This window comes from Bacteroides cellulosilyticus (genome assembly GCF_020091405.1).
In the GTDB taxonomy this organism is placed as follows: Bacteria; Bacteroidota; Bacteroidia; order Bacteroidales; family Bacteroidaceae; genus Bacteroides.
Genome location: NZ_CP081903.1, coordinates 3,193,688 through 3,208,716 on the forward strand (window position 1 = coordinate 3,193,688; position 15,029 = coordinate 3,208,716).

The 15,029-nt window shown below is 39.0% G+C and carries 15 protein-coding genes; 11 read left to right on the forward strand and 4 right to left on the reverse strand.

What is annotated here, in order from left to right; genetic code table 11:
• Positions 1 to 171 precede the first annotated feature (171 nt).
• Positions 172 to 4,539: a two-component regulator propeller domain-containing protein gene (locus tag K6V21_RS11425; RefSeq protein ID WP_224321835.1), complete on the reverse strand. Its 4,368-nt coding sequence runs from the start codon at positions 4,537 to 4,539 to the stop codon at positions 172 to 174.
• 150 nt (positions 4,540 to 4,689) lie between these two features.
• Between K6V21_RS11425 and K6V21_RS11430 the strand changes: the two genes are divergently transcribed.
• From K6V21_RS11430 to K6V21_RS11455, 6 genes are all read left to right on the forward strand, one after another.
• On the forward strand, positions 4,690 to 5,646 hold the full coding sequence (locus K6V21_RS11430; RefSeq protein WP_217714152.1) for an SPFH domain-containing protein: 957 nt from the start codon (positions 4,690 to 4,692) through the stop codon (positions 5,644 to 5,646).
• Between the two features lie 10 nt (positions 5,647 to 5,656).
• Positions 5,657 to 6,997 (forward strand): alpha/beta fold hydrolase, encoded by a 1,341-nt coding sequence (locus K6V21_RS11435; RefSeq protein WP_224321836.1) that lies wholly within the window; start codon positions 5,657 to 5,659, stop codon positions 6,995 to 6,997.
• A gap of 40 nt (positions 6,998 to 7,037) precedes the next feature.
• Positions 7,038 to 7,238, forward strand: a complete 201-nt coding sequence (locus K6V21_RS11440) for a DNA-binding protein (protein ID WP_217714150.1) — start codon at positions 7,038 to 7,040, stop codon at positions 7,236 to 7,238.
• A 25-nt stretch (positions 7,239 to 7,263) separates the two neighbouring features.
• A complete protein-coding gene (locus K6V21_RS11445; RefSeq protein WP_224321837.1) occupies positions 7,264 to 7,746 on the forward strand; it encodes a hypothetical protein in 483 nt (160 codons plus the stop codon).
• Positions 7,747 to 7,881: 135 nt separating this feature from the next.
• A complete protein-coding gene (locus K6V21_RS11450) occupies positions 7,882 to 8,208 on the forward strand; it encodes a helix-turn-helix domain-containing protein (RefSeq protein ID WP_224321838.1) in 327 nt (108 codons plus the stop codon).
• Positions 8,209 to 8,295: 87 nt separating this feature from the next.
• Positions 8,296 to 8,973, forward strand: a complete 678-nt coding sequence (locus K6V21_RS11455) for a HipA domain-containing protein (RefSeq protein ID WP_224322028.1) — start codon at positions 8,296 to 8,298, stop codon at positions 8,971 to 8,973.
• Between the two features lie 505 nt (positions 8,974 to 9,478).
• Here the strand turns inward: K6V21_RS11455 and K6V21_RS11460 are convergent.
• From K6V21_RS11460 to K6V21_RS11470, 3 genes are all read right to left on the reverse strand, one after another.
• The gene (locus K6V21_RS11460) at positions 9,479 to 10,366 is read right to left on the reverse strand and encodes a DUF4373 domain-containing protein (protein ID WP_224321839.1); all 888 of its coding nucleotides are present in this window, start codon (positions 10,364 to 10,366) and stop codon (positions 9,479 to 9,481) included.
• 42 nt (positions 10,367 to 10,408) lie between these two features.
• The gene (locus K6V21_RS11465) at positions 10,409 to 10,756 is read right to left on the reverse strand and encodes an SH3 beta-barrel fold-containing protein (RefSeq protein ID WP_224321840.1); all 348 of its coding nucleotides are present in this window, start codon (positions 10,754 to 10,756) and stop codon (positions 10,409 to 10,411) included.
• Positions 10,757 to 10,979: 223 nt separating this feature from the next.
• The gene (locus K6V21_RS11470; protein WP_224321841.1) at positions 10,980 to 11,348 is read right to left on the reverse strand and encodes a hypothetical protein; all 369 of its coding nucleotides are present in this window, start codon (positions 11,346 to 11,348) and stop codon (positions 10,980 to 10,982) included.
• Between the two features lie 642 nt (positions 11,349 to 11,990).
• On the opposite strand from K6V21_RS11470, the gene K6V21_RS11475 reads away from it, so the two are divergent.
• The 5 genes from K6V21_RS11475 to K6V21_RS11495 all read left to right on the forward strand — a co-directional run bounded on the left by K6V21_RS11475 (position 11,991) and on the right by K6V21_RS11495 (position 14,909).
• Positions 11,991 to 12,527, forward strand: a complete 537-nt coding sequence (locus tag K6V21_RS11475) for a UpxY family transcription antiterminator (protein WP_224321842.1) — start codon at positions 11,991 to 11,993, stop codon at positions 12,525 to 12,527.
• A 75-nt stretch (positions 12,528 to 12,602) separates the two neighbouring features.
• On the forward strand, positions 12,603 to 13,091 hold the full coding sequence (locus K6V21_RS11480; RefSeq protein WP_224321843.1) for a UpxZ family transcription anti-terminator antagonist: 489 nt from the start codon (positions 12,603 to 12,605) through the stop codon (positions 13,089 to 13,091).
• A gap of 116 nt (positions 13,092 to 13,207) precedes the next feature.
• Complete coding sequence (locus tag K6V21_RS11485) at positions 13,208 to 13,954, forward strand: DUF4751 family protein (RefSeq protein WP_224321844.1); 747 nt, start codon at positions 13,208 to 13,210, stop codon at positions 13,952 to 13,954.
• A gap of 255 nt (positions 13,955 to 14,209) precedes the next feature.
• Complete coding sequence (locus tag K6V21_RS11490; RefSeq protein WP_224321845.1) at positions 14,210 to 14,368, forward strand: hypothetical protein; 159 nt, start codon at positions 14,210 to 14,212, stop codon at positions 14,366 to 14,368.
• A 7-nt stretch (positions 14,369 to 14,375) separates the two neighbouring features.
• Positions 14,376 to 14,909: a GNAT family N-acetyltransferase gene (locus tag K6V21_RS11495; protein WP_224321846.1), complete on the forward strand. Its 534-nt coding sequence runs from the start codon at positions 14,376 to 14,378 to the stop codon at positions 14,907 to 14,909.
• Positions 14,910 to 15,029: the final 120 nt, after the last annotated feature.

The window sequence follows — 15,029 nt, forward strand, 5'->3', positions numbered from 1 at the left end:
GTCAAAGCCCATTGAACTATCCGGTTTCTGATGTAAAAGTGTGGGGACAAAACATTTCTTACGATCTGCATGATCAATGAATCATCGGCCTTATTCCACACTCTGATGTTGAAGCTTTATGCAAAAATATAACGATTAAATAATATACAATGAATGAATTTTGCCAACGAGTTAACTATATTCTGAAGGGCTTACTCCATATCTTTTCTTGAAACACTTACTAAAATATTTAGGATCATTGAATCCTGTCATATATGCTATTGTAGAAACATTATATTCTCCGCTTTCGACCAATTGTTTGGCACGTTTAATGCGCATTTCGCGAACGAAATCAATAGGAGAAAGACCGGTCAGGCTTTTCAGTTTCTGATAGAATGCTGTGCGTCCCATCCCTAAGTTCAGCGCAAATTCATCAATTGCAAAATCAGAATTATCCATTTGCTTATCTATTATTTCCATCACACGTTTCATGAATTGTTCATCAAAAGAGGTAATCTGAGGAGGTGTCGGCTCTATCTCTGCAAAAGGTGTATTGGGATTCTTTAGTGTTTCAGACCACTGCTTCAGATAGAGTTCCTGTAACTGTTTGCGCTGGTGTAGCAGTGATTTGATGCGTGTTTTCAGATAGGTTGAACTAAAAGGTTTGGTGATATAATCGTCAATACCTTGTTCCAGACCCGAGATCCGGTCATCCAATGAAGACTTGGCTGACAGTAGAATGATAGGAATATGGCAAATATTCCGTTGCTCTTTGATCGCTTTCACCATGTCCAAGCCATCCATAACAGGCATCATCACGTCACTGATGATAAAATCCGGTACATGTTGCAGAGCCTGCTCCAGGCCTTCTTTTCCATTCGTAGCCTCAATGACTTTATAGGTTCCGGAAAGGATATCGTTCAGGAAGTTTCTCAATTCTGCATTATCTTCTACGATTAACACGGAGATAGGATACTTGTCCGTATTATTATCGGTGTCTTTTTCTTCCATCTTCTCCTGTAGAATAACATTTTTCTCTGATGTTTTGGAAATGGTTTTATGTTTGTCTTGTTTCTGATTATGAGTGGACGGAGCATCACTCAGGATAAACTCCGTGTTTTCTTTTCCTTCATAAACCTTCTGGTCAAGTGGCAATGTCACAATAAACTCACTACCCGTTCCTGTTTCAGTATTCACTTGAATATTACCCTGATGTAATTCGATCAGTTCTTTTACTAAGGACAGGCCAATACCGGAAGATGGTTGCAGAATATTGTTATTTACCAATGTTTCAAAACGCTGGAATAGTGTCTGTTGCTTCTTAGGGTCAATGCCAATACCTTCGTCGGCAACGGAAATAACGACTTTATCTTTTGTCGTATGGGCATACACTGTAATTGATTTATTGGCAGGTGTGTATTTGAATGCATTAGACAATAAATTAAAGATAATCTTTTCGACTTTATCCTGATCTATCCAGCAATGTATTGACTCTTTATCTGTTTGCAGACGGAAATTGATATTTTTTTCTTCGGCTATGAGACGGAAATTATTCATCACTTTCTGCAATAGTTCTACAATATCTGTTTTCTCCAGCAATAGTTTCATCTTTTTGTTTTCTATTTTGCGGAAATCGAGTATCTGGTTGACTAGTCGCAACATGCGCTCTGTATTATTGTGAACTACTGTCAGAAGTTTACGGGCACTGGGAGTGAGAGGCTCATGTTCAAGAACTTCACCTACAGGGCTGGTAATTAGAGTCAAAGGTGTGCGTAGTTCATGAGAGATATCCGTGAAGAACCGTAACTTTATATTTGACAGTTGTTGTTCCATATAAATCTGATGACGTAGTTTATAGATATATAATATGATATATACAATAGTAGCTGTAAATAAGATGAATAAGATAATATAGAGTAATACCGCCCAGTATGTTTCCCAGAATGTGGGAATTACAGTGACAGAAAGCTTTCGCACATTGTCTGTCCATACACCGTCACTATTGGTTGAGCGTATTTGTAATTCATAATTTCCCGGAGGAAGATTAATATAACTGGCCGTGCGGCTATTCTCCACTTCATTCCATTTTTCTTCCAGCCCTTTTAACCGGTAAGCGTAGTTGATGGAAGTCGGATTGACATAGTCTAATGCTGCAAACTGGAAAGATACGTTTCGCTCGTCAGGTTTTAATTTTAATTCCTCCAGATCATCAAGATCCAGTTGTTGCTGAACTCCCTGTATTTTTAAACTAGTGAATGCAATAGGAGGAGTATAGGTACTTTTACTGAAGGCAGCTGGATTTATCTTTAAGATTCCTGCATCCGTACCTAATATTAACTGATTCTGTAATATAGCGGGTGAAGCTTCACTGAAATATATTTCTTTCTGCAGATGCTTTTCGTTATAATGTTCGAAAGTTCCGTTCTCCGAATCAAATTTGGCTAATGTATTTTCTGATATGACCCATAGATTTTTCTGTTGATCTTCAATCATGGATAAAACTAGATCCGACACTAGACCATTTCGTTTGGTGTAGGTCTTGAATTGGATCTGATCGGTTAACAAATTATCTGAAATAATCTGATTGATGCCTCCGGTGAATGTAAGTACATACGAATTTTTACGACTGTCTGTATAAATATAAATCACGTCGTTACTACTAAGGCTGGATGCCAAATCCGGTATGCGTACATTGGTATAGAACTTAATGTCTTCCGGGCGTTCAAAATTGCAGGAGAAGGTAATCAATCCTTCGGTTGTACCGACTAAGAGGGTATTATTCACTTCTTTGATAACACGCACTTTGCTAAATTTATCTTTTGAATAGTCTTTCAGTAAATTACCGTTATGCAGGAAGCGGACTTTTCCATCTGTCGTTTCCTGAAGCAAATTAATGCCTCCGCCATGAGTGGCTATCCACATTCGTTTTTTTGAATCTTGGTATATGCAATAAACACTATTATTGCTTAAACTATAGGGGTCTTCTTCCTTATGTACATAGTTTCTTATCTGGAAGCTTCCATTTCTTTCAGGGCTTAACCGGATGATCCCGTCCCATTTACTACCCATCCATATGTTTCCTTGTTCGTCTTCTGTGAAACAATAAATGTTTTTGGAGAACGAAATGGCTTTTGTGCTGATAGTTCCTTCCGGTGTCAGGTAGCCTTTAAGTGTTTTGTCCGGATTGAAAATCCGGATGACTCCTTTTTTGTTTGCAACCCAGAGATTTTGTTGCTTATCGACCATGATTGCGCGGGTTTCATGCCCGGAGTCAAAAGTGGTTAGTTGGCTGGCATTAGGAAAAAATGAAATTTTATCCATCCAGAAATTATTAGCATACCAGAAGTTCTTTTGATTATCTACATAAAAATTTAGGATAACCGGAGTGAATTTAGACTCTGGTTTACTATAATCGGTGTAATAGGGCTTTAATTCTTTATCTTCCCGGTCATAATAGCTTAGGCACCCCAGGTGAGGTACAACCCATAAAGTTCCCTGGCTATCTTCAAATATAACGTCACGACTTCTAAGTTCAGCTTTGGGCATATTTTGTGTAGGGGTTTCATAGTGCTGCTGCTCGTTAGTCAATGGATCATACCGTACAATTCCACGTTGTTCTTTTGAGAATAGCCATAATTCATTATGGCTGTCCTTAAATAATCTCATAACGTTAAAATGCATTTCTACATTCCTGAATTGTTTGCTTTTTGCAAAGAAGAGTATGATACCATTGTTGGTACCTATTCCGATAGTATCTTTCCCAAAACTTAGTATACAGTTTAGTCGCGAATAGTCCAAAGGTATTTCTTCATATTGAACTTGTCCGTTTTGTTGATTATAGATTGCTAAACGTTTGCTTGATATCAGATACATTTTCTCATTGTTTTCACAGAAACTAGTGAAATGGGTTTTATCAGATATTGTTTTTTGCCCAACTATACAAACGCTTTTATCTGTAAAAATCCATTCATCGCCGTCAGCATCTTGTTCGATTCTGGAAATTTTTCTACCGGGTAGGTTGCCGATTTCTGGAGTATAAGGTGTTATGGCCCCCTCATCCTCATTTTCTAATTTTTGTTCATCTATCCGAAAGGCTCCGTGATCGCATACGATCCAACTGACTCCTTTAGATAAGGCATAGATCTTGCGTACTATATAAGTTTCCCCACTTTTTTGTTCAAAAGGTTGGAGAATATCGATGAATTTTTCCTGATGACTGTCGAATAGATAAACCCGGGCATCATAAGTCTGACACCAGATATTATTTTGTTGGTCGGGTACAATTCTTAATATACGGTTACTTGTTAGTGTACATCCATCTCCGGGATATGCTTTATAATTTTTGAAGGTATAACCGTCATATTTGTTCAAACCATTCCAGGTGGAAAACCAGATGAATCCCTTGGAGTCCTGTACAATATCTGAAACGGTTCTTTGTGTCAATCCGTTATATATAGAGAAGTGTCGGATTTGACAGCTTGGTTGTGCGAGGAGCATGGTTGGGATTAGTAGTACCAGACAGATTAATAAGTGGGAATTTGTTGTGTTATACTTTCTCATGTGCTATTAATTAATATTGTGACATGCAAAGATATAAAAAAAAAGTGAATTGCTTAATCTTCTTTAAAATAGATGTTCTAAAAGTTCTTTTTTACTAAATGAAATAATATATTTGTGATATCAAAATGATATCAACTTAATCTATCAGTTATGGAAACAAAAGAATTGAATTTCAAAGGGTTTAAGATGAATGGCTTTTTAGGATTGTTTGTTCATCTCATTGTGCTGCCTGCACTAATTTTCTTTGGCTTTATTACGTGTGTGCCAACGGCAATTGTGGCTGGTATTCTCTGTATTGTCTGGCTGATAATGTTTGCCGGTTATATGCAATTGGAACCGAATGAGGCTCGGGCTATGGTGTTTTTTGGTAAGTACAAAGGTACATTCAAGGAAACTGGTTTCTTTTGGGTGAATCCATTTCTGGATAAGAAGAAACTTTCTCTTCGTGCGCGTAACCTGGATGTGGAACCTATCAAGGTAAATGATAAGATCGGTAATCCTATTCTGATAGGTTTGGTGTTGGTCTGGAAACTTAAAGATACCTACAAAGCTATGTTTGAGATTGATTCGCAGACAATGGCTTCATCTGCCCATACGGGGGGAAATGCCAACCAGATTAATATAGGTAATGCGGTTGCCAGCCGTATGAACGCTTTTGAGAATTTTGTGAAAATACAAAGTGATGCCGCTTTACGCCAAGTGGCTGGACAATATGCTTATGATGATAACGAAGCGGATACTGAAGAACTGACACTTCGCTCCGGTGGTGAAGAAATCAATGAACAGTTGGAACAGAAGTTGAACGAACGTCTTGCCATGGCAGGTATGGAAGTAGTGGAGGCACGCATCAACTATCTGGCTTATGCTCCTGAAATAGCTGCGGTAATGCTCCGCCGTCAACAGGCTTCGGCTATCATTACTGCCCGTGAAAAGATTGTTGAGGGAGCTGTTTCCATGGTAAAAATGGCTTTGCATAAACTTTCTGAAGAAGAGATTGTTGAACTGGACGAAGAAAAAAAGGCGGCTATGGTCAGCAATTTGCTGGTAGTACTTTGTGCCGATGAGGCAGCACAGCCGATTGTTAACGCAGGTACATTAAATCATTAATCAAGATAATATGAGCTTTTCTTTTTTATATAAGTGGGCATTAGTGCTTGGTTTATTGCTGGGACATGTAGTAGCGGTTTTTGCTCAGGATACAAATATGAACCGTGCGAAGCATGTGTACGAATTATTTGTGGCAGATCAGGGGGACAGTATTCATGCTCTCTTGAATAAAAATCTGCAGGAAAAATTATCACCGGAAATTTTTAAAGACATGTTTAAGCAATCGGAAAAGCAGTTTGGAAAACTTCAAGCCAAAGGAGAGTGGAAGCAAGAGAGTGCTGAAGGCATAACACTTTATTATCGCGATCTGAAGTTTGAACGTTACAGTCTCCGTTTTTTGCTGTCTTTCGATGCTGACGGAAGCATGAATACCATTCGTCTGATGCCTGTGCCTGCTGCTTCTACAGCCAAGCCGGTAGCTTATAATAAAGAGAAAATGCAGGAACGAGATATAACGGTGGGAGCGGATGGCTTTAAATTGCCCGGAACGCTGACGTTGCCTGTAGGCAAGAAAAAGGCTCCTGTCGTAATCCTTGTGCATGGTTCCGGTCCGCAGGATCGTGATGAAACTGTCGGTCCCAATAAGCCTTTCCGTGATTTGGCTTGGGGATTGGCAGAACGTGGTATTGCAACGGTTCGTTATGATAAGCGTACAAAAGTATATGGTGCAGCTTTTATTCCGGAAGGCCAGAATGCAAACTATGACACTGAAAGTGTAGATGATGCTGTAGCCATTATTGCTTGGGTGAAGGGATTACCGGAGGTTGATGCAGACAGTGTTTATGTACTGGGACATAGTTTAGGGGCCACACTTGCTCCTCGCATTGCAGAACGAGCAGATGGGGTGACTGGAATTATCCTTGTTGCCGCTTTAGCCCGTCCATTTGAAGATGCTATTGTTGAACAAATGACTTATATATCTTCTCTGACAGACTCTTCCGCTAATGCCAAAAAGCAGATTACAGAAATAAAAAAACAAGCGGATAATATAAAGAAACTGGGCACGCCGGAATATGATGATAAGATTCCTTTATTGTTGGGTGTTCCTCGTTCTTACTGGGAATTTGCTAATGCCTATAAACCGGTAGAAGTGGCATCTAAACTGACTCTTCCCATACTTATATTGCAGGGCGAGCGTGATTATCAGGTGACTATGCAGGATTTTGGCTTATGGCGCTTCGGGTTGATGCGCAATAAAAATGCTTTCTTTAAATCTTATTCTAAACTCAATCATATGCTACAGGAAGGTAGTGGTAAGGCTACTCCGTTTGAGTATAATCAGGCGTCACCTGTAGTCGGATATGTCATGGATGATATTGCATCGTTTATTCATAATGGAAATCTGTTATAATGTGAACTCAATTGTAAATTGTTAAATAGTAAATAAAATCGTGGCTAAAAAAGAAACTTCAACCAAAAGCTTTGTCCTTCGTGTAGATGCTGCAACTATGGATGCCCTTGAGAAGTGGGCAGCCGATGAGTTCCGCAGCACTAACGGGCAGCTTCAGTGGATTATCGCTGAAGCGTTGAGGAAAAGTGGGAGGATGAAGAAAACTAAAAATCCTCCTTCGTCTCAGGAAACTGAATCGTAATATATAATTCATAATTTATAGTCTTATGTTAAATCTTGGTCCTTATTCAACGAAAGAGTTCTCTAATATTCGGGTATATCCCACCCTGATAGATCGTATGCTGGAAGGTGTTGCCATAGTATTGGCAATTGCTGCCTGGGTGTGTGCAATATGGGTGTATACCCATATAGGGGACAAGGTTACTGCTAATTTTTCTCTTATGGCTGCCGGATTAGGAACTTTTTGTCTTCTTTTGGTAGGCATTTCCGCTTATCTTCCTATTCGTTGGATACGTTTTCCGGTACGTATTACGGAGCGCAATGTTGCAGTGCAGTATCTTATGGCAACCCGCATCGCCCGGATTCTGAATGTCTTTCTGACTTTACTTTTTCTTACTCTTGTTTTTAATAAAGTGGAGGTGGAATATGGCATTCCGCAAGGTTTGTGTAATATGGTAACGAGTGCCGTCGGTGGTTTACTGATATTGGCGCTTATTGTGTACTATATATTGGCGTTTAAATATAAATAGCATTGGAATATAGAGTTCTGTATGATATAGAAATAACTTACAATATTTTGATTATTTGATAAAATGAACAATCTTCGTATTCGGATATAATAGTATCTGAATACGAAGATTGTTGGATTAATCAAATACAATAATATGCCATTACTTTATAACTTTGACATTGATACAGTTGAAGAATTATTAGTTATTCTCGCTCGGAACATACAAAAGCGTAGACTGGAGAAAGGGCTTTCCCGAGAAGCTCTCACTGAACTTAGCGGTGTTCCTACTCCTACTATTGCTAAATTTGAGCAAAAACATACTATTTCACTGGCATCCTATGTAGCCTTAGCAAAGGCTTTGGGTTACACTAAAGCAATTAAAGAGCTATTATCCGAACCATTGTATAGTACAATGGAAGAGTTGGAGATAATTCATAAGAATAAAAACAGAAAAAAGGGGCGTAATGAAATTAGTAAATAAATTGGCGGTGATTTATCATGCTCGGACTGTCGGAAAAAACCAGATCTATTCGTTGCTAAGCCAGAGCCATTTTGGGGAAACTTCGGAATTTTCGAAGATAGCCTACCTGATGGTTATGGTCGCTATCTGCTTAACAGATTGCTAAAAAAACAAGGGGTAAATGACGGAGAATTGACTCCTTTGCAAAGATTGAGTATTGTCGGAACTTCTGGAATGGGAGCTTTATGTTATATTCCGGAAACTTACGTAGGGGAAGAAAAAACTCTTCCTGAATTAGATAATCTCCAGCAGATAGCTTTGGATGTGTTATCCGAAAAATCGGATAAAGATGAAGAGGTGCTTTATTTCAATAGTGGTAATTCTGGTGGTTACCGTCCAAAATGTCTGTTACAGGATGTAGAGGGGGCTTGGTTAGTTAAGTTTCGTCATACGTATGACCCTAAAAATATGGGAATGATGGAATTTCGCTATAATGAGATTGCCCGCAAATGTGGAATTACTGTACCCGATTTTAAATTAATGGAAGGAAAGTACTTTGCAAGTAAGCGTTTTGATGTAGAGAATGGAGTCACCCAGTGCAGTGGCGGGTATAATGGGGAACATGCCACTTCTGTTAATAATCAGGGAAATCCGAGCCTTGAAGACATGCTTATTGTGGGAGAAAGTATTCGTATTTCTCGAAAGAAAGGTTTGGAAATAATCCGGGGTATTGCGAACTCTTGCGAAGAACTCTTGGCTAAAGAATATGAATTTATCAGAAAATAAGTGGATTCTGCTTAGAAATACCTAGTTATGGCTACTAACCTCTTTCATTATACCTCATTTTAGGGATTGTGGCATCCGGGCAAATGCCCTACTTTTGCAACATCAGATTTAATGAATTAGTTAGTCATAATTACGTAACCACTTTTATTAAGGAAAAAGCTTCCCGTCTTCCCCGATGCGATATCGTGAAAGAACGGGAATTTTTTCATTTAACACCCTACAAAATAAAAATTCGTTGCTCCATTTCTGTGTGCGGCATGACAAAATGCAAATAATCTTCTAATTGACGAATTTAATAGAAAAATCGTCAATAGACTGACGATTTTATCAAACTGACAAGCCTATATAGAAGTAGTATAGTCGGTCGTAATATCAAAGTATCAATTCCTTGTCGACAAGAAGTTAGGAGTTTGTCAACAAGGAGTTAACTTCTTGTCGACAGGAAGTTAACTCCTTGTAAGAGGCTGATAATCAGTACCCGTATTTTCTCTTGATTTCCGGGCTTTTACTCTTGTTTTCGTGTCTTGTTCAGCGCTCCGATAACATATTTCCCATTGTTATTTACCATACTCCACTTGGTGTTATGTATTATTTTCCAGACTCCATTTCCCAAACGTCCGTAATCTGACAGTTTCAATATTGCTTTTACCTCGTCCGGGTCTTTGATATGCAGATTTTCCAGTGAGAGCAGCAGACATTCCAGATTATGGGTATTTTTGTTGTACGCGTATCCCGGAAACTCAATAAAAGAATATCTCCTCCATACATCAACATCCTCCCCCGTCGGGGGAGTTAGAGGGGGAAGTCCTTTATTTTCATCTGCTTTGTTTTGTTCTGTTTTGCTTTGTTCGGAATTGTCAGCTATTTCGGGTAAACTGTCTGCATCCTGCACGCTATTTTTGGGATTTTGCATACCATCAGTTTCCCTGTCATACTTATCATCTTTATTATCTTTATCATCTTTATCATTCTTGCCGTTCTTATCTCCTTTTTTATCTTCTTCGGGTTTTACCAGCATGTAGGGTAGGGACGCTAAGTCCCTCCTCCTACGTTTGGTGGCATCCAGCCACACTTTCTGTATATTGACTGAAGTCAGTATGCAGTGCTCTTCGTAACTTCCCTTGTCGAAGAATCCTTTTTCTATCAGGACATCCACGATTCCCTGCATTTCGTCTGCCGTAATCTCCTTTCCCGCCTTATTGCTGAATAGTACGCACTGCTCGTCATTCCAGTACAGATAATATCCGTTCTCTTTGTAGATTTTGCATATCAGTTTCATTACTGCGGTTTCCGCTTTCATTCCATATTTTGCTTCAATCAGTTCCATCGATACCTCTTCGAACAGGTTTACCTGTGTCGGGAAATAAGGTATACTGTTATATATCATTGCCATAACTCTAATTTTAAATTTCTAATGTCTGTCAATTGTCAACTGTCAATTGATTGGTCTCCATTCCAGAAAATTCTCCAACTGGAAGCTTCTCCATGCCTGCAGGTCTACATCCCAATATATGATGTGCCCTTCTATACGTTTTATGTCGTATGTGCGATGGAAACTGCCTTCATAGGGTAGAAGAGTTGCCTTGACGAAGCGGAATGTTCCGTCCTGTTTGTAGTATGCTACGAGTGCATATCCGTACTGCATGTAGTCGATGAGGCTTTCGATCCTGTCTGTCATCCATTGTGCCGCGTCTTCCGTATAAGCTTTTTCGAGCATAATACGTATTTTCCATCTCTTTTTGAGTGCTTCATTGAGTGAAGCGGTCTTTTTTCGCTTTTTCATTGCGCTTTAATTTTTTAATTTAGAACTCATTACTTTTTAATTGTCAATTGTCAACTGTCAATTGTCAATTGTTTAGCGGGTGTTTATGTCGGGCATAAAAAAGAGAAGATGTCACTTTTTTGAAAAAGCGGCATCTTCTCATTTGCGGGGCTTAATCTTTGCTAAAGCGTGGGCAAAGATATAGGTTGTTTCAATAGGGTGTAACTATTTAATTATTGTCTGTTTATTTCTTCTTTTTCTTCCCTTTTTTCTCTTCTTTTCTTTCCTGTTTCATCTTCTTTTCTCTCGCTTCCTGGGAGTATAATTCTCTGTTCAATTCCCCCAGTTTTAATTCTATGGTCTTGGATGACAGGTGAGTGCGGTCTTTTGTTAGGAAGAATTCTTTTTCCGCTGCCCAGTCTGCCACCGCTTTCATCGTTACGTCTTCTTTTTTACCGAAGCACCCCTTCTTTATGGCTGCGAGTAGCACCTCCATTCCCTCTTTTCTGCACTCGAAAGGCACCCCTTCCACTGTCGGACTTTGGGGACGTCCGGGTCCTCTGTCAGTCCCTTCTACAATACCCTCTGAAGCCGTATTCTCTAGTTTTTCCAACTCTTTTTTTCAAGGCTTTCAGCCTTCTTTTGATTCTTCATTTTTCTCTTTAATTTAAGTTATTAATTAAATATATTATAATTGTATTAAATTATAAAAATGCGGCAAAGGTAGTGTAATCTTCCTTATGGTGAATGGAATGGGTGAAAAGAAAAAATAGAAAGGAATTTTTGTGTGTGTAAATTGTTTGTATACAGGTGTTTATATGCTTATTTTGTGGGTGTCCAAAAAACGTTCGTTTAATGAGCGCAAAGATAACGGGTATTTTTTGAACCTGCAAGATGTTTAATAAAAATATTTTAGAACCAGGTCTTTTATATAGCTATATTATTGATAATCAGTCTAACATTTTTGTCGTTTAATATATTTAATATCTCTTCATTTTTATGTTTTCGAATAATCTGTTTTTTCTCATATTTTGACGTCCAAAAAACGAACGATTAAAAGACAGTTTTTGCTTGTAATCCTTTCGTTTATGGTCTTTCACCTATAAGGTAATGAACGGCTATCGTAAATCAATTGGCAAGAGGAACACAAGGCTTGCCGTATTCTACATAAAGTGTTCGCAAGTGATTGAAACTCAGGTGTGTGAAAGGGTTTCAAAGCCCCGGAGGAATACCCTTTTCTGAACAAAATCATAGAATGGAAGCGGAGAAAGAAAGTGAAATATGGTATGCTATGCGTGCCACCTACCGTAGAGAGCCTGATGCCATGCGTCTTCTTGAAAAAGAGAAAATGGGCTGTTTCGTCCCTATGCAATACAAGATAAGTCTGAAGAAAGGTAAGAAAGTCCGTGCCTTGGTTCCTGTTGTCCACAATCTGCTTTTTGTTCATGCCCGTCCTTCGGATGTGAAGCGTGTGAAGTCACAGGTCACTTACCTGCAATACATCACCGATACCCGTAGTGGTCAGAAGATTATTATCTCCAACAGTGAAATGCAACGCTTCATTGCCGTTGCCGGTACCTACAATGACCATCTGCTGTACTTCCAACCTGATGAATTGAACCTGTCTAAAGGAACTAAAGTTCGTGTCACGGGTGGTGACTTTGAGGGCCAGGAAGGTATTTTCCTGAAAGTAAAGGGTGCCCGCGACCGCCGTGTGGTTGTCGAGATACAAGGTGTCATCGCTGTTGCCATGGCTACTATCCATCCGGACCTGATTGAAGTAATTAAATAATTGACTGTTGATAATCAATGATTGATCGTTGACAGTTGATAAATCATAAATCTGAAATCGTAAATAAAAATAACTATGTCTCTTTCTGCAGAAACAGCTGCCCTTCAGCGTGCAGCACATGAGCTGATGTATTTGGGTGTTGACGGGAGTCCCATCTATAGCGATGATTTGTCCCGCCGCAACGGTGAAGTCTACCGCCTGACTACTGCCTTGTATAACTCCGGTGCCAAAGGTTCCACAGTTGAAGAACAGGCGGATGTTTGTCTTGCTCTCTTGATGGGGTATAGTGCCTCCTTCGTTGATCATGGTGAAAAACAGCAACATGTTCAGGAAGTGTTGGATCGTTGCTGGAATATCCTCGATACTCTTCCCGCTTCGTTATTAAAACTTCGCTTGCTCACTGCTTGCTATGGTGAAGTGTTCGATGAGCCTTTAGCTGACGAGGGGCGTGCAATTATTGCTTCCTGGGATTCATCATCGCTCACTCACGAGCAGCAGGAAGCTATTACAGAATTTCAGAATGTGGTTGATAATCTTTATCCGTGGGAATACATTGACGAATAGAAATTGTCCGCATACTATTTACTTAAATAATAAAGCTGCATTGCTGCTGAGGCCTCGCGACATGCTACTTTCATTATAAATAATTTCTTATTTTTTTATTTAAAGATAAAACTATCATGAAAAATCAATGGTTTGTATTTACTTCTCTCGAGAATCCTAAAGAAACAAAAACGGCTTCTCCTTTTTTGGATTATCTTACCTGGAATACCAAAGGACGTTGGACTGCAGAGTATAAAGATGGCAAGTTCTATCACTATGAAAACGGCGACAAGGGCAAGTGTCATCCCGATTGTATTCTGAATTATATCTCCGACGCAGGTGAAGACTGGCAGATGAAGATTGAAGGCGATCATTTTGTACATGCCCCTAAAGGTGATTACTCACGTGCTCATACTGACACTGTGATGCATTACATCGGTTGGGACGGTCGTAAGTGGCGTGCCGAATTATTGACTCTGATCGATGGCCTGCATCCGGAACTTATTTCTAATTGTCCCGAAGGTATGCTCCTCAAAGCCGACAATGCAGCTGCCGTTTATCTGGTTCAATTTGGTCAACTTCACCTCATTCCCAATCCGGATGTTTACTTTGCATTGTTCCCGAACTGGGATAAGATACATGTGAAGGGTGCGGATGAAGTAAATGCTATCCCTATGGGCCTTCCCCTCTCTCTGGATGCTTGCCTGATTAAGGCTGATGACTCTGCTCCTGTGTATTTGAGCACGAATGGCGTGAAGAGCCATATCAAATCAAGAGGAGATTTTGAGAAAGTAGGCTTTGACTGGGATAAGATCAAGACAATGACCGCGGAAGAAGTGAATAAGATCCCTACTGCTCCTGAGTATGAAATTGCTAACTGGTAATTCATTAGATTGAAATCAGAAGACAATGGAGGAGAGAGTTCGCTCCTCCATTGTCTCCTCTTTCTACTTTTGTGCTGTCATCCTAAAATAAAAAAACTAATGGCAAGCAGTACAGATTTTAAGAGGCTTCCTTGATTTACTATCTTTTATTTTTGACCTCATTAGTCTTGCAAGATATAAAATAAATAAAGCTCGTAATGTGTTGTCACTTGAAAAAAAATAGTAACTTTGTATTGAAATTAATAATTTATAATTATGTCAAAGCCTATAGCACCAACGCCTCCATTGAAAGGTAAAGCTGCATTAGATTTTATTGCAGAATTGGAGAAAGAAAAAAAAGCATCTGCCGAAGAAAAGAAGCGTGTGAAAGAAGGTGCAAAACGTATTAGAGAAATGTTGACTTTCAGTTTCTAAAAGGAATATGAAAGAAGGTACTCGTGTCATTAGGCTATCGCAAGATTACATTTTTAAAGCCTTTGATTGTGGAAATCAGGATTTAAATGATTTTCTACTTCAAGATGCGAAAGAATATGATAAGCGCTTACTTTCTGTGACGTATATATTGGAAACGGATGAAGATATTGTTGCCTATTTTTCTGTTTCTAATGATAAAATTGCTATTCCTGATAGCGATAAGGCGACTTGGAGAAAAATAAAGGCTCTATTCCCACATCGAAAACACAGGAGTGATTATCCTGCTGTAAAAATAGGACGCTTAGGTGTCTCTTTGAAATATCAACATACTCAAATTGGAACAGATATTTTGGATTTTATAAAGGAAATGTTTATTACTAATAATCGAACAGGATGCTCCTTTGTTACTGTTGATGCATTAAAATCTGCTCTCTCTTTCTATTTGAAAAATAACTTTTTATTTTTAGACAAAGTAACGGCTGCTGATGATACGCAGGAAACTTATTTGCTGTATTATAATTTAGCTCAGTTGCTGGATTAATTAGCTTTTGTTCACTGCTACAGCCTCGGAGAACGCTTCTGTGAAAGGTTAGCGTCCAAAAATGATGTATATGAAAATCCATAAATTTGGTCGTACCGATTATGGTAATTTATTGCCGAT

What these genes read in the sequence shown, in the direction of transcription:
- K6V21_RS11425 (WP_224321835.1), bottom strand. Translation starts at nt 4,539, where the DNA reads ATGAGAAAGTATAACACAACAAATTCCCACTTATTAATCTGTCTGGTA.
- K6V21_RS11430 (WP_217714152.1), top strand. Translation starts at nt 4,690, where the DNA reads ATGGAAACAAAAGAATTGAATTTCAAAGGGTTTAAGATGAATGGCTTT.
- K6V21_RS11435 (WP_224321836.1), top strand. Translation starts at nt 5,657, where the DNA reads ATGAGCTTTTCTTTTTTATATAAGTGGGCATTAGTGCTTGGTTTATTG.
- K6V21_RS11445 (WP_224321837.1), top strand. Translation starts at nt 7,264, where the DNA reads ATGTTAAATCTTGGTCCTTATTCAACGAAAGAGTTCTCTAATATTCGG.
- K6V21_RS11450 (WP_224321838.1), top strand. Translation starts at nt 7,882, where the DNA reads ATGCCATTACTTTATAACTTTGACATTGATACAGTTGAAGAATTATTA.
- K6V21_RS11460 (WP_224321839.1), bottom strand. Translation starts at nt 10,366, where the DNA reads ATGGCAATGATATATAACAGTATACCTTATTTCCCGACACAGGTAAAC.
- K6V21_RS11465 (WP_224321840.1), bottom strand. Translation starts at nt 10,756, where the DNA reads ATGAAAAAGCGAAAAAAGACCGCTTCACTCAATGAAGCACTCAAAAAG.
- K6V21_RS11475 (WP_224321842.1), top strand. Translation starts at nt 11,991, where the DNA reads ATGGAAGCGGAGAAAGAAAGTGAAATATGGTATGCTATGCGTGCCACC.
- K6V21_RS11480 (WP_224321843.1), top strand. Translation starts at nt 12,603, where the DNA reads ATGTCTCTTTCTGCAGAAACAGCTGCCCTTCAGCGTGCAGCACATGAG.
- K6V21_RS11485 (WP_224321844.1), top strand. Translation starts at nt 13,208, where the DNA reads ATGAAAAATCAATGGTTTGTATTTACTTCTCTCGAGAATCCTAAAGAA.
- K6V21_RS11490 (WP_224321845.1), top strand. Translation starts at nt 14,210, where the DNA reads ATGTCAAAGCCTATAGCACCAACGCCTCCATTGAAAGGTAAAGCTGCA.
- K6V21_RS11495 (WP_224321846.1), top strand. Translation starts at nt 14,376, where the DNA reads ATGAAAGAAGGTACTCGTGTCATTAGGCTATCGCAAGATTACATTTTT.